At 72.7% G+C, this 18,598-nt stretch carries 18 protein-coding genes and 1 pseudogene; 8 read left to right on the top strand and 11 right to left on the bottom strand.

Annotated elements, in window-relative coordinates; translation table 11 throughout:
• The 4 genes from E1285_RS33475 to E1285_RS33460 all read right to left on the bottom strand — a co-directional run.
• The coding region (locus tag E1285_RS33475) for an amidohydrolase family protein (protein WP_132158589.1) at nt 1-922 on the bottom strand (922 nt) is incomplete at its 3' end.
• On the bottom strand, nt 919-2,076 hold the full coding sequence (locus E1285_RS33470) for an FAD-dependent oxidoreductase (RefSeq protein ID WP_132158588.1): 1,158 nt from the start codon (nt 2,074-2,076) through the stop codon (nt 919-921). The genes E1285_RS33475 and E1285_RS33470, both read right to left, overlap by 4 nt.
• A 7-nt stretch (nt 2,077-2,083) precedes the next feature.
• Nucleotides 2,084-3,043, bottom strand: a complete 960-nt coding sequence (locus tag E1285_RS33465) for a cyclase family protein (RefSeq protein WP_207946999.1) — start codon at nt 3,041-3,043, stop codon at nt 2,084-2,086.
• A complete protein-coding gene (locus E1285_RS33460) occupies nt 3,043-4,005 on the bottom strand; it encodes a fumarylacetoacetate hydrolase family protein (protein WP_132158587.1) in 963 nt (320 codons plus the stop codon). Before E1285_RS33460 ends, E1285_RS33465 begins: the two co-directional genes overlap by 1 nt.
• A 99-nt stretch (nt 4,006-4,104) precedes the next feature.
• Between E1285_RS33460 and E1285_RS33455 the strand changes: the two genes are divergently transcribed.
• The 6 genes from E1285_RS33455 (at nt 4,105) to E1285_RS33430 (ending at nt 9,470) form a co-directional block, all read left to right on the top strand.
• Nucleotides 4,105-5,103 (top strand): LysR family transcriptional regulator, encoded by a 999-nt coding sequence (locus E1285_RS33455; protein WP_132158586.1) that lies wholly within the window; start codon nt 4,105-4,107, stop codon nt 5,101-5,103.
• A gap of 103 nt (nt 5,104-5,206) precedes the next feature.
• A complete protein-coding gene (locus tag E1285_RS33450) occupies nt 5,207-5,785 on the top strand; it encodes a TetR/AcrR family transcriptional regulator (RefSeq protein ID WP_132158585.1) in 579 nt (192 codons plus the stop codon).
• A gap of 71 nt (nt 5,786-5,856) precedes the next feature.
• Nucleotides 5,857-7,200: an MFS transporter gene (locus E1285_RS33445; RefSeq protein ID WP_243723223.1), complete on the top strand. Its 1,344-nt coding sequence runs from the start codon at nt 5,857-5,859 to the stop codon at nt 7,198-7,200.
• Complete coding sequence (locus E1285_RS33440) at nt 7,197-7,958, top strand: glucose 1-dehydrogenase (RefSeq protein WP_132158584.1); 762 nt, start codon at nt 7,197-7,199, stop codon at nt 7,956-7,958. The genes E1285_RS33445 and E1285_RS33440 overlap by 4 nt, the downstream gene beginning before the upstream one ends.
• A gap of 177 nt (nt 7,959-8,135) precedes the next feature.
• Nucleotides 8,136-8,357, top strand: coding sequence for a hypothetical protein (locus E1285_RS33435; RefSeq protein WP_132158583.1), 222 nt, complete (start codon nt 8,136-8,138; stop codon nt 8,355-8,357).
• 6 nt (nt 8,358-8,363) lie between these two features.
• A complete protein-coding gene (locus tag E1285_RS33430; RefSeq protein ID WP_132158582.1) occupies nt 8,364-9,470 on the top strand; it encodes a serine hydrolase domain-containing protein in 1,107 nt (368 codons plus the stop codon).
• Nucleotides 9,471-9,520: 50 nt separating this feature from the next.
• Here the strand turns inward: E1285_RS33430 and E1285_RS33425 are convergent, their stop codons facing one another.
• On the bottom strand, nt 9,521-9,925 hold the full coding sequence (locus E1285_RS33425) for a MerR family transcriptional regulator (RefSeq protein ID WP_132158581.1): 405 nt from the start codon (nt 9,923-9,925) through the stop codon (nt 9,521-9,523).
• A 511-nt stretch (nt 9,926-10,436) separates the two neighbouring features.
• Here E1285_RS33425 and E1285_RS33420 point away from each other — a divergent pair.
• Both E1285_RS33420 and E1285_RS45885 read left to right on the top strand, forming a co-directional pair.
• Nucleotides 10,437-12,044 (top strand): peptide chain release factor 3, encoded by a 1,608-nt coding sequence (locus tag E1285_RS33420; protein ID WP_132158580.1) that lies wholly within the window; start codon nt 10,437-10,439, stop codon nt 12,042-12,044.
• 61 nt (nt 12,045-12,105) lie between these two features.
• Nucleotides 12,106-12,258, top strand: coding sequence for a hypothetical protein (locus tag E1285_RS45885; RefSeq protein ID WP_165966860.1), 153 nt, complete (start codon nt 12,106-12,108; stop codon nt 12,256-12,258).
• Nucleotides 12,259-12,604: 346 nt separating this feature from the next.
• On the opposite strand, the gene E1285_RS33415 is transcribed toward E1285_RS45885, so the two are convergent.
• The 6 genes and pseudogenes from E1285_RS33415 to E1285_RS45880 all read right to left on the bottom strand — a co-directional run.
• Complete coding sequence (locus E1285_RS33415) at nt 12,605-14,044, bottom strand: aldehyde dehydrogenase family protein (protein ID WP_132158579.1); 1,440 nt, start codon at nt 14,042-14,044, stop codon at nt 12,605-12,607.
• A complete protein-coding gene (locus E1285_RS33410; protein WP_132158578.1) occupies nt 14,041-15,117 on the bottom strand; it encodes an alcohol dehydrogenase catalytic domain-containing protein in 1,077 nt (358 codons plus the stop codon). The genes E1285_RS33415 and E1285_RS33410 overlap by 4 nt, the downstream gene beginning before the upstream one ends.
• Nucleotides 15,118-15,237: 120 nt before the next feature.
• Entirely contained in the window at nt 15,238-16,776 is a 1,539-nt protein-coding gene (locus tag E1285_RS33405) for an AMP-binding protein (RefSeq protein ID WP_132158577.1), read from the bottom strand.
• Nucleotides 16,777-16,789: 13 nt separating this feature from the next.
• A complete protein-coding gene (locus E1285_RS33400; protein WP_132158576.1) occupies nt 16,790-17,917 on the bottom strand; it encodes a thiolase in 1,128 nt (375 codons plus the stop codon).
• Nucleotides 17,917-18,378, bottom strand: coding sequence for an OB-fold domain-containing protein (locus tag E1285_RS33395; protein WP_132158575.1), 462 nt, complete (start codon nt 18,376-18,378; stop codon nt 17,917-17,919). The genes E1285_RS33400 and E1285_RS33395 overlap by 1 nt, the downstream gene beginning before the upstream one ends.
• Before the next feature lie 4 nt (nt 18,379-18,382).
• Nucleotides 18,383-18,598: pseudogene (locus tag E1285_RS45880) on the bottom strand (short-chain dehydrogenase); the annotation flags it as partial.

The following is an 18,598-nucleotide window of genomic DNA, read 5'->3' as shown; positions in this document are numbered from 1 at the left end:
GGGCGGCGCGCAGGCGGTCCAGGGGGTCGGGGACGCCCATGTCGAACGGGTGGTCCGACCCCATGACGACCTGGGACGCGCCCACCGCGCCGATGAGCGCGAGCAGCGCGCCCGGCTCGTAGACGAGCGAGTCGAACCAGATGCGCCGCAGGTAGGCGCTGGGCGGTTCGGCGCAGGCGCGAGCCTCGGGACGCGTCTGCCAGCCGTGGTCGGAGCGTCCGAGGTGGGTGGGCAGGTAGCCGCCGCCGTGCGCGGCCAGGAGGCGCAGCCCGGGATGGCGGTCCAGGACGCCCGAGAAGATCAGATGGGACAGGGCTACCGCGTTCTCCACCGGCTGCCCGACGATGTTGGACAGGTAGAAGCGATCGAGCCGCTCGTCCAGCGTGCAGCCGAACGGGTGCAGGAACACGACCGCGCCGGACGCCTCGGCCTCCGTCCAGAACGGCTCCAGGCCGGGGTCGGACAGCTCCCGTCCGGGGGCGTGGGAGGAGATCTCCACCCCGCGCAGCCCGAGGCCGAGGGCGTGGCGCAGCGCCTCGACGGCCAGGTCCGGATGCTGCAGCGGGACGAGCCCGAGACCATGGAGCCTTGCGGGGGCTTCGGCGCAGTGCGCGGCGACGCCGTCGTTCGCCAGCCGGAACACGGTCCGGGCCAGGTCGGGGCCGGCCCAGTAGTGGTAGTGCGACGGGGACGGGCTGACGATCTGCACGTCCACTCCGGCGGCGTCCATGTCGGCCAGCCGCGCGTCCACCCGCGTCAGGCGGGCGATCCGCTCGCCGATCATCCGTCCGCCGGCCTCCAGGGAGGCGGGGCCGTTGCGGCGCGCGTCCAGATCGCGGTGCCCGGCATGCCCCGGCTTGCCCGCGACGGCCTCCTCGACCTGCGGGAGCAGGACGTGCGCGTGCGCGTCGACGGTCTTCACGGGCGCTCCGTCACGAGGGCCGCGATGCGTCCCATGAGGCCGGGGACGTCGGCGTCGGGGGACGGGTCGAGCTGCCACTCGCCGAGCTGCACGGACGCCTCGACCACCGCCTTGGCCCGCTCGAACCGCCGGTCCATGAACGCCTCGAACACGGGCTGGCCGGACACGGGCTGGTCGGACACGGGCCCGTCGAGGTGGTCGGCCGCCAGCAGCAGCTCCGCGAGGACCGACGCGTCCTCCAGGCACTGCGCCGCGCCCTGCGCGAGGGTGGGCGGGCAGGCGTGCGCCGCGTCGCCGATGAGCACGACGCGCCCCCGGTTCCAGGGACGGTCGACGAGCAGCGACTCGAACCAGGTGTAGTTGATGCGGTCCGGGTCGGTGATGCCGGCGCGGATCTCGTCCCACGCCCCGCCGTAGCCTTCGGCGAGGGCCCGCATGTGGGACGGCTTGTCCGCGTCCTCGATCGACTCGCGGGGGCGCGCGTTCTCGACCAGGTACGCGTACATGGTGGACGGCCCGGTGGGGCAGTACCCGGCGATGAAGCACGGCCCGCCGTAGATCAGGTCGGTGCGTTCGACGTCCTTGGGGCGGCGGGTGTGGATCCGCCATATGCCCATCCCGGTGGGCTTCGGAGCGGTGTCGATGCCGAGCATGCCCCGCACCGCGGAACGGACGCCGTCGGCGCCCACGACGAGGTCGTACTCGGACGACGTCCCGTCCGAAAGGTGCGCGGTGACCGAGGAGCCGTGGTCGGCCAGGGCGCTCACGGTGGTCGCGTAGCGGGTGCGCGCCCCCGCGTCCCGGACCGCGTCCGCCAGGATCGCGGCCAGTTCGGGACGGTTCATCCCGAGCGTGGCGGGCAGGTCGGGCCCGCCGGTCCGCGCGTCGGGGATCTCGGCGATCAGCGACCCGTCCGGCGCCCGCAGCCCGAGCGTGTCGAACCCGTACCCGGAGGCGCTGACCCGGTCCCAGACGCCGAGGTCGCGCAGTACCCGCAGCGCGTTGCCCTGCAACGTGATCCCGGAGCCGGACCCTACGGGCTCGCGGGCGATCTCGACGATGTCGACCGTGACGCCGCCGCGGGCGAGCAGGACGGCCAGCGCCGACCCCGCCGTGCCGCCGCCCACGATCAGGACGTTGCCTACTGCTGCCATGCCGACCTCACTTGACCGCGATGGGGTTGACGGGGGATCCGACCGCGCCGGTGACCGGCAGCGGCGCGGCGGTGAGCCAGAACTCGTGGACGCCGTCGCCGGCGCAGTGGGCGGCCAGGGCGTCCAGGTCCCACATCTCGCCGACGAGCAGCCCGATGTGGGGGATGACGACCTGGTGCAGCGGCTGGAACGCCGCGTCGAACTCGTTGGGCCGCACCTCGAAACCCCACGTGTCGGTGGCGATGGCGGCGATCTCGGTGCGGTGCAGCCATCCGGCGGTGGTGAACGACAGCCCTGGCGCCGGGCCGCCCGCGTACTCGCCCCAGCCGTCCCGGCGCACGCGCGAGAGCTGCCCTGTCCGCACGCACACGATGTCGCCGCGCCCGACCGTGACGCCGTGCGCCTCGATGGCGGCTTGCAGGTGCTCCTCGGTGATGGCGAAGCCGTCGGGGAGTTCGCCGCCGTCCCCGACGACGCGGCCCACGTCCAGCAGGACTCCGCGTCCCGCGATGTGCGGGGCCATGTGCTCGATGCCGGTGACCAGGTCGCCCTCGGACGTGACGACCTTCTCCGCCGCGCGGCCGTTCCACGCCTTGGCGTGGTCGAAGATGTGGCCCAGGCCGTCCCACTGGGTGGAGCATTGCAGCGGCATCGCGATGACGTCGTCGGCGCCGCCGAAGCCGTGCGGGAACCCCTGCCCGCCGAGCGCCGCGTCCGCGCCCGTGTCGAGCATGGTGTGGACGGGGTTGGTGCGGCGCCGCCACCCCTTCTGCGGCCCGTCCATGTCGAACCGCTGCGCCAGCGAGAACGAGACGCCGCGCCGGATCAGGGCCGCGCCCTCGCGCCGCTTGGCCTCGTCGATGAAGTTCACGGTGCCGAGGACGTCGTCGTCCCCCCAGCGCCCCCAGTTGGAGCACCGGCCGGCGGCCTCGGCGATGGCGCCTTCGGGATCGGTGCGGTCCGGCATCAGGCGTCCTCCGCCGCACAAAGGTTGCGCTGGACGCCCAGGCCCGTGATCGAGCCCTCCATGACGTCGCCGGGCCGCAGCAGCCGCCCCCAGTGCAGCCCGTTGCCGGCCGGGCTGCCGGTCAGCACCAGGTCGCCGGGCAGCAGCCGGACGGTCCGCGACGCGTGCGACACCAGCCGCGCCACGTCGAAGATCATGTCCTTGGTGGACTCGTCCTGCATGACCTCGCCGTTCAGCCGCAGCGTCACCCGCAGATCGCCGGGGTCGCCCACGAACGCGGCCGGCACCAGGTAGGGGCCGAGCGGCGTGAACGTCGGCGCGTTCTTGGCGCGCAGCCAGTCGGTGCCGATCTCGGGCATGTCCCGGCGGAACACCGCCTCGCGCGCCGTCAGGTCGTTGGCGATCGTGTAGGCGGCGACGTGCTCCAGCGCCCGCTCCCTTGGGACGCGGAACGCCGGGCGCCCGATCACCGCCGCCAGCTCCAGCTCCCAGTCGGGCTTCTCGCACCACTCCGGCAGCACGACATCGTCATAGGGCCCGCTGACGGACGACGGAAGCCCGATGAACAGGTACGGCTGATCTTCGGCGGCGCGGCGGTCCATCATCGCCGCCGTCTCGTCCCTGACCTGCTCGGCGGGGCGCCCGCCCGCCGGCTCGTGCGCCACCGCCAGGTCGATCACGTGCGTGCGGTAGTTGGCGCCCGACTGGAGGATCTGCCGCGGCTCGACCGGAGCGTGCACCTGGAGTCCGTCCGGCTCCAGCCACTCGCCGGTGGCGTCGTGCAGCAGAGGCAGGACGTCGTCCCAGCGTTCCAGCAGCGCCCGGGTCGTTTCGGCCCGCACCCCAGGGACGGTGCGCAGATCAAGGACCCGGCCGTCCTTGACGAGGCCGGGAAAGACCGGCCCGGCGCCGGAGAAGGCGCCGACCGCGAAGGGAACGGCCGGCGGCGAAGGTAGGTCCACGGGGATGTCCTCTCGGTATCTGCCCTAACCTTGAGCCCATCCGGCCTGATCTGGGAAATAGATTCCTCAAATGCCACTCATCGATCCCATGGATGACGCGTGAACCTGGCGAGCCTCGACCTCAACCTGCTGGTCGCCCTGGACGCCCTGCTGAAGGAACGCAACGTCACCCGGGCCGGCCACCGGATCGGCCTGAGCCAGCCCGCGACCAGCGCGGCTCTCGCCCGCCTGCGCCGCCACTTCTCGGACGACCTCCTCGTCCGAACCGGCAACGCCTACGAGCTCACCCCGCTCGGCGCCGCCCTCCAGGCCCCCGCCGAAACCGCCTGCGCCCTCCTGGAACGGCTCTTCACCAGTCGCGCCGACTTCGACCCCGCCACCGGGCAGCGCGAGTTCACGATCATCGCGTCCGACTACGCGATCGCGGTCTTCGGCGCTGACCTCGCCCGTGCCCTGCACGCCGAGGCGCCGGGCACCCGCCTGACGTTCCAGCAGGTCGGCCCGGAGATAACCGACGACACCGGCGCGGCGCTGAGCGCCGTCGACGGCCTGCTCATGCCGCACGGCATCGTCAGCGGCTTCCCCACGGTCGAGTTGTACCGCGACGAATGGGTCTGCATCGTGGCCGACGACCATCCAGACGTGGCCGACGACCATCCAGACGTGGCCGACGACCATCCAGACGTGGCCGACGACCATCCAGACGTGGCCGACGACCACCCCGAGGTGGACGGCCGCATCACCATGGACGATCTGGCCCGCCTGCCGTGGGTCGTCTACCAGCGCCCCTACGACGCCCCCGCCGCGCGCCAGCTCTCCCTGCTCGGCCTGGAACCCCACGTCGAGGTCTCGGTGCAGAGCTTCCAACTGCTTCCCAGCCTCGTCGCCGGAACCCGCCGCGTCGCGCTCATCCAGCGCCGCCTCGCCCAGATGATGACCCCGATCGCCAACGTGCGCGTCCTGCCCTGCCCGTTCGAGGCCGTGCCCGTCCAAGAGGCCCTGTGGTGGCACCCCGTCCACACCCAGGACGCGGCCCACATCTGGCTCCGCGAAACCGCCGCCCGCGTAGCGGCGGCCCTGACCGACCTCACCCCGTAACCCTCGACGACACCCGGCTCGCAGCGGCACGGACGGTTCAGGGGTGGACGCCCAACCAGAACGATACTGGACTGATCGTTCCAAATAGGTGTACGCTCCTGGCATGGCACGGACCAAGGAGTTCGACCCGGACGCGGTGTTGCAGCAGGCGATGGAGCTCTTCTGGGAGAAGGGCTACGAGGCGACGTCCATGGCCGACCTGGTCGAGCGCCTCGGTATCGCGCGGGCCAGCGTCTACGCGACGTTCGGCGGGAAGCGGGAGCTGTACCTGAAGGCGTACGACCGGTACGTGGAGAACGGCATCGACATCATCGGCCTGCTCTCCCAGCCCGGCCCAGCGCTGCCCGCGGTGCGCGCCCTGGTCGAGCGGTACGCCGAGGAGGCCGCGCAGGACACCAGGCATCGCGGCTGCCTGGTGGTGAACACCGCGGTGGAGCTGGCGCCGCACGACCGGACGCTGGCTCGGCGCGTCGAGGCGAACTGGGACATGATCGAGACCGCCCTGGCGTCGGCGCTGACCCGGGCGCGGGCTCAGGACGAGCTCGGCGCGGACAAGGATCCCCGGGCGCTGGCCCGTTTCCTGCTCACGATGATGCAGGGTCTGCGTGTGATCGGTAAAAGCTCGGATGATCCGGTCCGCCTGCGTGACGCGGCCGCGCAGGCCCTTTCCGTCCTGTCGTAGTCCGGGGTACCTGCGGGCGCCCCGGGCTTTCGCGCGCCCAAATATTTGACCGTACGTTCTAGAAAAGAGGCGTGGTGATATCGCAGCCGGTCGTCTCCCGACGCACGGGCCCGGCGTTCGCCCTCCTGGGCGCCGTCCAAGCCATGCTGATCAGCGGAATCACGGTGCTCAACGTGGCCCTGCCCGCGGTGCAGGAGGAACTCTCCCTGACCCACGGCGAACTGGCCCTGGTCGCCAGTGGGTACGGGCTGTCGTTCAGCGGTCTGCTGCTGCTCGGCGGGCGGTTGGCGGATCTGTACGGACGGCGCCGGCTGTTCCTCATAGGCCTGGCCGTGTTCGCGGCGGCGTCAGCGGGCGCGGCGCCGGCCGGCACCTTCGAGCTCCTGCTGGCCGCCCGGTTCGCCCAGGGCGCGGGTGCCGCCCTGACGGCTCCGGCCGCGATGGCGTTGCTGCGCACGGTCTTTCCTGATCCGGCGAGCCACACCCGTGCGATCGCGGCATGGGGCGGGCTGTCCGGGATCGGAGCCACCGTGGGCACGCTGCTCTCGGGGCTGTTCGCGCAGTGGGGCTTGTGGCGCTGGGCGTTCGTCCTCCTGGTGGCGGCTTCGCTGGCCGCGTTCGCAGCGGCCCTCCGGCTGATCCCGGCGGACGGGTCCAGATCCGAGGCACGCCTGGACGTCGCCGGCGCGGTCCTGGCCACGGCGGGGATGTCCGCCCTGAGCTACGGGCTGCTGGACGGGCCCGCCGCCGCCACGATCATCGGTGGCCTGCTGCTGCTCGCCTTCGTGGCCGTTGAAGCCCGGACGTCCGAACCCCTGGTACCGCTGTCCCTCTTCGCCTCCCGGCCGCGCGCCGTCGGGACCGCCGCGATCGTACTGGGTTCGGCGGGCATGGCGTCCGGCTTCTTCTTCCTCTCCCTGCACTTCCAGCAGGACCGCGGGCTCAGCCCGTTGCTCACCTCGGCCGTCTTCCTGCCCTTCAGCGTGGTGCTCATGGCCACGGGCGCGGCGGCGGGGCGGCTCATCAACCGCTTCGGTCCCAGGAACGTGCTGATCACAGGGCTGTTCGCCGCGGGCATCGGGCTGGCGCTCGTCGCCCGGCTCGACGCCGCCCTGCCCCTCGGGCTGCTGATCATGCCGCTGGGCATCGGGCTGACGTTCGCCGCGGCCACCGTCACGGTCGTCAGCGGTGTGCCCGACGCGCAGGCCGGCCTCGCCGGCGGTGTGGCCAACACGGCCATGGAGGTGGGGCCGACCATCGGTCTCGCCGTCCTGGTGACGCTGGCCACGGGACGCCCGGACGGCTACGGCTTCGCCCTCGGCGCCGCGGCGCTCACCTTCGTCCTCACCTCCGCGGCCGCGGCAGCCCTGCTGCGGCCGCACAACCGCACGAACACCCAAGGAGAACACCCGTGAGTACCCGTTTCGACGGCAAGGTAGCCCTCGTCACCGGCGGCGGCAGCGGCATCGGCCGGGCCACCGCGCACGCCTTCGCCCGCGAAGGCGCCGCCGTCATGGTCGCCGGCCGCACCGCCGACGAACTCGTCCGGACCGTCAAGACCATCGAAGAGGCCGGCGGGAACGCGGACTTCGTCACCGCCGACGTCACGAGCGAGGACGACGTCGCGCGCATGGTCGCGACCACCGTCGAGCGCTTCGGCGGCCTGCACATCGCCCACAACAACGCGGGCGTGTTCGGTCAGGCCGCCCAGTTCGCCGACCTCGACACCGACACCTGGCGCGACGTCCTCGACGTCAACGTGACCGGCGTCTTCCTCGCGATGAAGCACGAGATCCGGCACATGCGCGGCAACGGCGGCGGGGCGATCGTCAACACCTCGTCCTCCATCGGAGCCCACGTCCGCCTCCCGGGGCTGACTTCCTACGCCACGTCCAAGGCCGCCGTCAGCTTTCTGACCCGCGCCGCCGCCCGCGACCACATCGCCGACGGCGTCCGCATCAACGCCGTCAGCCCCGGCGCGGTCGACGCCCCCATGTCGTCCCTGCCCGGCGAGACCCGCGAGGAGCGCGACACCCGCCTTGCCCCGGCCATCCCGTGCGGCCGGGTCGGCTCGCTCGACGAGGTCGCCGGCACCGTGCTGTGGCTGGCCTCCGCCGAGGCCGGATTCGCCGTGGGCCACGACCTGGTCATCGACGGCGGAGGCACCGCCTGACGAACCCGCGCGCGACGGGCCCCCACCACTCCAGGTCGGGGCCCTTCGCCAATGGCATCGCTCACGAAGCAGACCGGCCGGCGCTGACACCGGCGCGTTCTTCTGCACGTAACGAGGAGAGCAAACTTCTGACGGACCTCCCCGATCGACCCGTCGGCGGACGTACTCGATGGCATCGTGGAGGGAGAGCGCACCCTGGCGCTCGGCCGCCGGGACGCCGCAACCGCGGCCGCCGACTACGACGACGGCCTCGTGCTGTACGACGTGGTCGGCCCGTTCGTCCGGCGCGGTGAGGACCCGGCCGACCGGTTGGAGAGGTGGATCGCGTTGTACGGCACCGGGATCGGCCACGATTTCCGCGACCTGGAAATCACCGCCGGAGCCATGGCTGCGGGGTGAGCTGTGATGACCTTCCAGCGCCGGGTCCAGGACGTCCTGGACGAACTGGTCGCCACCGGGGCCGAGACCGGCCTGCAGGTCGCCGTCCACCACCGGGGCCGTCGGGTCGTCGACGCCGCCGCCGGCGTTGCCGACGGTACGACCGGACGGCCGGTGACCTCGCAGACCTTGTTCTTCGGCTTCTCCACCGCCAAGGGCGCGGCCGCGCTGATCGCCCACCTGCTCGTCAGGAACGGCCTGGTCGGCTACGACACGCCGGTGGCGGAGGTGTGGCCGGAGTTCGGGGTGCACGGCAAGGAGACCGCGACCCTGCGGCAGGTGCTCACGCACACGGTGGGAGTGCCCGCGATGCCCGGCGGACTCGGCCCCGGCGACCTGGCCGACTGGCCACGCGTCTGCGCGGCGATCGCCGGGGCGGAACCGCGGTGGCCACCCGGCACCCGGACCGGCTACCACTCCTTCACCTTCGGCTTCCTGATCGGTGAGATCGCGCGCCGGGTCACCGGGCAGCCGGTGCGGCGGCTCCTGCACGACTGGGTCGCCGCGCCCCTCGGGATCGACGGTGAGCTGTACTTCGGCGTGCCCCCGGCCGGCCTCGCCCGGATCGCCCGGCTGGAGGACGCCGAGCCGCACCCGGACGAACAGGACGAACAGGACGAACGCGACCGCATCCTGGCGCCGTGGGAGCGGCGACCCCGGGCGTCGATGGGCAACGACCCTGACTTCCTCCAGGCCGACGTCCCGTCAGTGGGCACCTTCACCGCACGGGGGATGGCGACCGTGTACGCGGCGATCGTCGACGGACGGCTGATCGCCGCGGACCAGCTGGCGGAGCTGTCCGCGGTCGCCTTCGAGGGAACCGACCAAGTCTTCGGCAACCCCGCACGGCTGGCCATGGGCTACCCGCTCGGCCGCGTCGGCGCCCCGGCGGACGAGGCGCCGACCACGTTCGGCTGGCCCGGCGGCGGGGGCGGCTACGCCTACGCCGACCCCGCCACGGGAACATCGTTCGCGGTCGCCAAGAACCGCCTCACCCCCGACTTCGCCACCGCGCAACGCCTGTCGGACATGGTCAGAGCCGAGTTCGACACCACGTCCAACTCTGTCGGTTGAATTCCGGGATACGTGCCGTGCCGTCGTACCTGGCCTGGCGGCCGGGTATCTCAGCCTGCCGGGTGGTGTTTGCGCAGCTCTGCTGAGAGTTCGGCGGAGAACTGCTCGGCGTCCGACAGGCGGGCGCGGATCTTCGCGCACCGTTCCTCGACGAGGGACCGGTAGACGGCCAGGCGTTTGGCGAGGTCGGTGCGGGCGGCGGCGCCGGTGTCGGGGGACTGGAGCTGATCGAGGATGGCCAGCAGGTCGCGCATCTCTTCGAGGGTGAAGTCGAGCGGCTTCATGCGCTTGATGACGAGCAGGCGGGTGACGTCGTCGTCGGTGTAGAGGCGGAAGCCGCCTTGGGAGCGGGCGGTGGGGAGGGCGAGGCCGACCTCTTCGTAGTGGCGGATGGTGCGCAGGCTCAGGCCCGTTCGGTCGGCGACCTCGCCGATCTGCATGTGCCTGCCGTCCATCGGGTTCCTCCTGACGCCACCGGCCTGCCTCGCCGGTGACGGATGATCCATATCGTCGGTCAAGCTTGCCACCATCCGCCTCGTGGGACGGTCGGACGGCGCGGTGCCGCCGGTACCGGGGTGCGTCGGTCCGGGTGGGCCGGAGCGTGCGGAGAGTCCGGTCCAGGCCGTCCTTAGTCTTACGAGAGAGTAGAGTGGGCGCGTTGCTTTCGCTCGCCGCCGTGGTCGCGTGAGCGCTTGCTTCCCCGCTCCTCACCCCGGGCGGCGATCTTCATCTGCGGATAGGGCCGGGCTCCGCGTCTGTGCCATGATCGCGTCCGCGGGGACCTTGGTGGCGTCCTTGTTCTCCGGTGGGTCCTTTGCGCCATGGACTGGCGGACGCCGGCGGTGTTGGTCGTGGTGTGTGAGCCGCTCGGTCCGCTGAGGCCGCGCTGGTGGGGCCATGGCTATGGGGCGGCGGGAGGTCTGGCGGGGGCGGCGAGTTCGTCCAGGAGAGCGAGAGGGAGCGGCGATGAGCGGCGGGACGGACACATCGCGGGACGTGGCGGCCGAGGCGGCGCGGCGGCGGACGTTCGCGGTGATCAGTCACCCGGACGCGGGCAAGTCGACGCTGACCGAGTCCCTTGCCCTGCACGCGGCGGCGATCGAGCAGGCGGGGGCGGTGCATGGCAAGTCCGGGCGGCGCGGGGTGCGGTCGGACTGGATGGACATGGAGCGCTCCCGCGGGATCTCCATCACCTCTTCGGTGCTGCGGTTCGAGTACGGCGACGCGCTGCTGAACCTGCTGGACACCCCGGGTCACGCGGACTTCTCCGAGGACACCTACCGGGTGCTGGCCGCCGTGGACGGCGCGATCATGCTGCTGGACTCGGCCAAAGGCCTGGAGGCACAGACGCTGAAGCTGTTCGACGTGTGCCGCCACCGCGGCATCCCGGTCATCACGTTCGTGAACAAGTGGGACCGGCCGGGCCGCGAACCCTTGGAGCTGCTGGACGAGGTCGAGCAGCGCATCGGCCTGCGCCCGGCCCCGCTGAACTGGCCGGTCGGCATCGCCGGGGACTTTCGCGGGCTGATCGACCGCGCCGCGGGATCGTTCACCCGGTTCCGCCGCACGCCCGGCGGCGCCACCCGCGCGATCGCCGAGCACGTCCCCGCCGGGCAGGCCGCGCGCGAGGAAGGCCAGGCGTGGGAGACCGCCGTCGAAGAACTCGCGCTGCTGGACGAGATCGGCGCCGCCCTGGACATGGACGCCTTCGCCGCCGGAACCTGCACCCCCGTGCTGTTCGGCGCCGCGCTGCCCAACTTCGGGGTGGAAGCGCTGCTGGACACGGTGTGCCGGCTGGCCCCCGCCCCATCGGCACGCGCCGACACCGCCGGCACGGACCGTCCGGTCACGGCGCCGTTCTCCGGGCAGGTGTTCAAGGTGCAGGCCGGCATGGACCGGGCGCACCGCGACCGGCTGGCCTTCATCCGCGTCTGCTCGGGCCGGTTCGAGCGCGGGATGTCGCTGACCCACGCACCGACCGGCCGCCCGCTGGCGACCAAGTACGCCCAGACCGTCTTCGGACGCGACCGCTCCACCCTCGACGCCGCCTACCCAGGAGACGTGATCGGGCTGCCGAACGCCTCCGGCCTGACCGTCGGCGACACCCTCTACACCAGGACCCCGGTGACCTTCCCGCCGATCCCGGCGTTCGCCCCCGAGCACTTCATGGTGGTGCGGGCCACCGACAACAGCCGCGCCAAGCAGTTCCGCCGCGGCATCGACCAGCTCGACAGCGAGGGCGTCGTGCAGGTCCTGCGCAGCGACCTGCGCGGCGACCAGGCACCGGTGCTGGCCGCCGTCGGGCCGCTGCAGTTCGACGTCGTCACCGCCCGGATGGCCGACGAGTTCGGCGCACCGGTCGACCTCACCCGCCTGGACTACTCCACCGCCCGCATCACCGACAAGGAATCCGCCCAGACCCTGGGCGGCCGCCGCGGCATGGAAGTCCTTTCCCGCGCCCTGGACGGCTCGCTCATCGCGGTCTTCGTCGACAAGTGGCGCCTACGCGCCATCCAACGCGAACACCCCGGCCTCACCCTCACCCCCATGCTCGCCGCAGGCGTCCCCGACTGAGTGTGTCCGGATAGGGCTGAAATCATCAGCACAGGCCGGAACAGCGAGAAGGGGGCGCCGGATGAACCGTTCCAGCTCCTGTACTCGCGTCCCGGCCGGAAGGTTCGTCGCGCCCGCGGTGTTGCGGCCGCTGGAGCAGCGTCCGATCGGTACGAACGGCTACGTCAGCTCGTGGGGTGCGATCAACGGCATCTGCCCGCCCCCGGACGCCTGAGGTCCTTCGAGGGGCCTGCCGACGGGCCGGGCCCGGTCATGCCGGGCGTTTTCGTACCTTCCTGGAGTCTTGTTGATGTCTGCCTTCGCGCGGATGGTCGCCGTGCTGCGCTCGGACGCGGTCGGCGGCTCGTTGCTGATCGGGGCCGCCGTGGTGGCGCTGACACGGCCGGGCGGCCGAGGCGTTCGAGGCGAACCCCGCGAACCTGGCGTGCGGACCGGATGGAACGGTACGGGCGTGACGGCACAGACACTGGGGCCGTCGCCAGGGCGGCGGACGGTGCCGGCGCTGCGGATCATCGCGGCGACGCCTGCTGCCCCCCGCCCATCGGCGCACCGGCAAGCCGTCAGGCGGCTGGATGCACCGTGGCGCGGAGTTCGGTGTAGGAGTCGAGGGCATAGGCGCCGCCGCTGCGCCCGAGGCCGCTGGCCTTGGTGCCGCCGAAAGGGAGGTCTGCTCGTCGGGCACAGGTGTTGATGCCGACTTGTGCGGCGGCCAGCCGGGCGGCTACGCGGTGCGCCGCGTCGAGGTCGCGCGAGTAGACCTGATCGGTCAGCCCGTAGCGCGTCGAGTTGGCGACGGCGACCGCTTCGTCGTCCGAGGACACCGGAGTCACGCAGACGACCGGGCCGAACGCCTCCTCCTGCATGACCGTCGTCTCCGGGCCGACGCCCGTGACGAGGGTGGCGGGGTGGAAGTAGCCGTGATCCGGGACGTCCGCCGCGGTGTGCACCGTCCCGCCCTCAGCGCGGGCACCGGCCACCAGCTCGGCGACGCGGTCACGCTGGACCGCACTGATCAGCGGGACGGTGGTCGTCGCGGGGTTCCGCGGGTCGCCGTGGACGAGGCCGCCCAGCGCGGCGCGCAGCCGCCCGACGAGCTCGTCGTGCACCGAGGCGTCGACGATGACGCGGGAGGGCGTCACGCAGATCTGCCCGGAATGGACCGTCCACGCCCGTGTCGCCCCCGCGACGACGGCGTCGAGGTCCGCGTCGGCGCGCACGATGAGCGCGCCCTTGCCGCCGAGTTCGAGGAGGAGCCGTTTCATGGTGGGCGCCGCGGACCGGTAGATCTCGGTGCCGACCGCCGTGCTGCCGGTGAAGCTGATCGCACCGACCTCGGGGTGGTCGACCAGCGCGGCACCGGGCTCGGCGCCGGCGCCCGTCACGAGGTTGACCGCACCCGCCGGCGCGCCTTCCGCCCGCAGGGCCTCGCCGAGCGCCTCGGTGAGCGCGATGACGAGCAGCGGGTCCTGCGGGGCAGGCTTCATCACCACGGTGTTGCCGGCGAACAGGGCGGGCGCGACCTTCGCGACCATCGCGAGCAGTGGGAAGTTGTAGGGGCTGATGCAGCCGACCACGCCGACCGGCGTGCGCGTGACCGTTCCCGCGAGGCCGGCCGCCACCGGTTCCGCCGGGACGGTGAGCAGGCCCGCCGGCCGGGTGGACCAGTGCCGGAGCCGGGCCAGCGCCGCGTCGACCTGGGTCTGCTCGGCGACGGCCAGGCGGGCGCCGGTGTCGGCGACGGCGAGGTCGACGAGCTCGTCGCGGCGGCCCTCGAGCAGCTCGCCGGCGCGGCCGATCACACGGCGGCGGGTCTCGACCGGGGTCGCCGCCCAGGCGTCGCGGGCCGTGGCGGCGGCGTCCACGGCGGCATCGGCCGCGGTGCGGTCGCCGTCGGCGACCACGGCGATGACCTGCTCGGTGTAGGGGTCGGTGACGTTGTACGTCGTGCCGCCGCTCAGCGTGTCGCCGGCGATCGAGTGGTGGTGGGCGGTCGTGGTCATGAGTCGCTCCCGAATCGGATGAAGCCGCGGTCGATGCGGCCGTCGCGGAGGTCGGCGACGAGCTGCGCCGCGCCCTCCATGGGCACGACCGCGGACACGAGCGGCGCCAGGTCGAGTTCCCCGCGAAGTACGCGCCCGGCGAGGTCGGGAAGCTTGCGGTGCGGGTCGACCGAGCCCATGCGGCAGCCGAGCAGGGACTTGTCGTGGAACAGGTCGCGCACCTCGAGGTCGAGAGTTCCGCCGGTCGGTGGCAGCCCGAGCGCGACGGCCCGTCCGCCCCCGGCGAGGGACTTGATCGCGGCGTTGAGGAGTCCGGTATGGCCCGTGCACTCGAACGCGGCGTCCACGCCGTCGGGCACCAGGTCCCGCACGGCCGGGGCGATCAGCGCCGGGTCGCTCGTGGTGACGAAGTCGGACGCGCCGCACGTGCGGGCGATCCGCTCCTTCGCAGGGTTGCGGTCGACCACCACGATCCGCTCCGCGCCGGCGGCCCTGGCGGCGAGGACCGTGTTCAAGCCGATCCCGCCGGCGCCGGTCACGAGCACGGACTCGCCGGCCCGGAGCCGGGCCCGGTCCTCCACCGCACCGAACGCGGTGACCGTGGCGCACCCGAGCATGGCGGCGACCGGGTCGGGGATCTCCGCCGGCACCGGGATGACCTGCTCCTGGGCCACCACGATCCGCTCGGCGAAGGCGCCCAGGCGGACGAACTGGTGCACGACCTCTCCGTCGCGGGTGAACGGGTCGGTGACAGGCCTGCTGGAAGCGGAACAGAGGTTCGGGCGGTCCTCGCGGCAGTGGCGGCACTCGCCGCACCGGCGCAGAACGGTGAACACGACCCGCTGTCCCACGGGCACGTCGGCGCCGGGGCCCACCGCGGCGACCGTACCGACGGCCTCGTGGCCGAGGATGGCCGGTGTGGGCTGGGGGATGCGGCCCTCCATCGGGCTGACGTCGCTGTGGCACAGGCCGGCCATGGCGATGTCTACGGCGACCTCACCCGGGCCCGGCGGGCGGACCTCGATGGTCGAGTCGACGTGGAGACCTGTTCCGTCCCAGACCAGTGCGCGCACGGGTACCTTTCCTCGCGATCATTCGATCCAGTCGAATCGACCTTTACTGAATGAAATCTAGTGCCGTCTTGGCCGGTGCCACAAGACGAGTCCTCGCCAGGTGGGGGCCGGGGTCACCGGTCACCGCGGCGGTGCCGCGGCGCTCTCCCGTACCTCGCGGCGCAGCAGTTTTCCCGCCGCCGACCGCGGAAGCGCCTCCGTGAACGCCCAGCTGCGCGGGATCTTGTAGCCGGCGATGCGGGTGCGGAGCTCGGCGTCCAGCGACGCCGCGACCTCGTCGCGGGTCCCAGGGCGGTCGACGACCACGACCGCGTGCACGCTCTCGCCCCACTTCTCGTCCGGCCGGCCGACGACGCACGCGTCGCCCACCCCCGCGAGTTCCAGCAGCGCGTGCTCGATCTCCGCGGGATAGATGTTCACGCCCCCGCTGATGATCAGGTCGACCGACCGGTCCGAGAGGTAGAGGTAGCCGTCCTCGTCGAGCCGGCCGAGGTCGCCGAGCGTGACGTGCCCGTCCAGGCGCGACGCGGCCGTCTTCTCGGGATCGCCGAGGTAGACGAACGCGAAATCCTCGTTCTTGAAGTACACGGTCCCGACCTGGCCGGCCGGCACCTCGTTGCGGTCCTCGTCCAGGATCCGCAGGCTCACGTGGGGCAGCGGGCGTCCGACGCTGCCGACGTGCGTGAGCCATTCCTCCGACGTGATCACCGTGGCCGACCCCTCGGTGCCGCCGTAGATCTCGACCAGCACCGGACCGAGCCAGTCGATCATGGCCTGCTTGACGTGCGGGGGGCACGGCGCGGCGGTGTGCACGATGGACCGGATGCTCCCCACCTGGTGCGCGGCGCGCTCGTCCTCGCTCAGGGCGACGAGCTCCTGCATCATCAGCGGGACGAGGTAGAGCCACGTCACGCCGTGCTCGGCGATCGCCTCCAGCACCCGCTCGCGGTTCCACCGGTCGAGCAGCACCACCCGGTGCCCGACGTCGAGCGCCTGGTCGGCGTAGGCGAGCGGTGAGGCGTGGTACATCGGGGCCAGCCCGAGGAACACGCCGTCCTCATGGTCCGCGCCGTAGCGGCGGGCCCGCGCCAGGGCCGCGCCGGCGGCCTCGGCCGGGCTGATCCCGCGCAGCGGGCGCCGCACGCCCTTGGGACGGCCGGTCGTGCCGGACGTGTAGAGCATGCGGTTGCCGGCCTCCCGGTCGCGGGGGAGCGCCGCGGACGCTGCGGCGACGGGGCCGGTCAGCCGCGACGCGCCGCCCTCCGGCTCTACCGCGAGGACGACGACCGCCTCGGGCGGCAGCCCGGCCCCGGCGGCGGCGCTCTCGGCGAGCTCGACGAAGGGAGCGGCGGTGAAGAGGACCTTCGCCCCGGAGTCGCCCAGGACGTAGGCGATCTCCGGCGCCGTCAGGTGCCAGTTGACGGGGGTGAGGTAGAGCGGGAGCTGCGTCGCGCCACGGACCACCGCCATCAGCTGGTAGGAGTTCGGCAGGAGGCACGCGAGGGTGTCTCCGGGGGCGAGTCCGCGGTCCCAGAGGAAGTTGCCGATCCGGTTGGCGTCGTCCCGCAGTTCGCCGTAGGTGATCTGCTGACCGTCGGTGTGGACGATGGCGATCCGGGCCGGGTCGTCGTCGGCGTACTCGAAGAAGCTGCGCACCATGGATCTCCTGGTCTCAGTCTCGCACGAGGATGAGGACGGACGACGCGGTGAACATCCCGCCGTATCCGAGGACGGCGCTCGTGCTCACGCCGGGCACCTGGGCCGCGGCCTCGCGGCGCAACTGCCGGACGGCCTCCTGGATGGCGAACATGCCGTACATCCCGGTGTGGGTGTAGGCCAGGCCGCCTCCGTTGGTGTTGAGCGGAAGGGACCCGCCCGGGGAGGTCTCGCCGGAGGCGACCAGCTCGGCCGCCGCGCCCCGGGGCGCCAGCCCGAGGCACTCCAGCCCGATCAGCGGAAGGTGCGCGAAGGCGTCGTAGACCATGACGTGGTCGATCTCCCGGCGTCCGATCCGGGCCTCCGCGAAGGCGTCGTCGGCGGCGCGCCGGGCCGCGGAGCCGCCGGCCGGGTCGGGGATCTGGGCCACCAGGAGGGGGTCGGAGCCCTCGCCGGTGCCGAGGACCTTCACCGACCGCCGGAGCTGCTCCGCCGTGGCGTGCCGGGACGCGGTGACGACAAGTCCGCCGCCGCCGTCGGTCAGCATGCAGACCATCGGGACGGTGAACGGCCACGCGAGGGCCGGTGCCGCCAGCACCTCGCCGGCCGTCATCAGGTCACGCCGCCCGGCCCGCGGTACCAGGGAGGACCAGCGGCGCTGCGCGACGACGACCTGCGCCAGGGCGGTCTCGTCGAGATTGCTGTCGTGGAGGTAGCGCAGGGCGGGGAGGGTGAAACGGGTGTACGGCGGCCTGGCGCCGTACGGCTCCTCGAACTGGCCGGTCCACGATTGCGGGTCCCGGGGCCGCGGCACGGTGCCGATGCGCGACCGGCCGGACTCGCCGTGGGTGACCAGCACCCGGGTGGCGTGTCCCGCGGCTATCGCCGCCGCGGCGTGGCGGACGTGCATCAGGAAGGAGCAGCCGCCGACGTTGGTGGAGTCGACCCAGCGGGGCGTGATCCCGAGCGCGTGGGCGACGCCGTGGGGGGAGTAGGCCCCCGCGACGCCGTCGATCTGGCCCGGCTCCAGCCCGGCGTCGGCGAGCGCCCGCAGACCGCCCTCGACGTTCAGCCCCAGCACCGACTGGTCCGGATTGCGGCCGAGCACGCCGGTCTCCGCCGCACCGATGATGATCGCGTCCATCACGCTCCCTTCGGCCCGGCCGGTGCGAACACCGGGAGGTTCACGTCCCCGCGCTCCAGCCAGCGGAGCTCGACGTCCATGTCGAGGGGGAGAGCGGCCGGGTCGGCGGCCACGTCCACGATGCGGGTGGTCATCCGGACGCCTTCCTCCAGCTCCACGATGGCCAGGACGAACGGGGCCTCGGAGGCGAAGACCGGCTCGGGGCGGTGCACCAGGACGTAGGAGAACAGCCGGCCGCGTCCGGTGCAGGGAGTCCAGGTCAGGGCCGTCGAGCCGCAGGCGCAGACCGCCCGGGGGTGCTGCGAACCGGCGCCGCAGCCGTCGCAGCGGTGGCGGACCAGTTCACGGCGCCGGGTCGCCTCCCAGTAGGGCCGCGTCTCGGGCGTCGGGCGCGGGACCGGCTCGGGCTCGCCGGTGATGCGGGGCGCCGAGCGGGCGCCCACCGAAGTGCGGTCGGGCATCGGCTCAGCCCAGCATGCCGGCGTTGGGCCGAGCCGTCGCGAGGAGGCCGCGAAGCGTCGCGTCGAGCTCGGTGAGGTCCTCGCTCGGCGTGGCCGGGGTGCCGTGCTCCCAGCCTTCGGCCACCGACAGGCGCTTGCCGGAGGTCAGGAACACCCGGCCGGTGACGCCGTCGGAGCGGCGCGAGGCGAGCCACTCGACCACGGCGGCGGGGAATCCGGG

This window comes from Actinomadura sp. 7K507, assembly GCF_004348425.1.
Taxonomy (GTDB): Bacteria; Actinomycetota; Actinomycetes; order Streptosporangiales; family Streptosporangiaceae; genus Spirillospora.
This window is presented reverse-complemented; position numbering and strand designations above follow the sequence as displayed.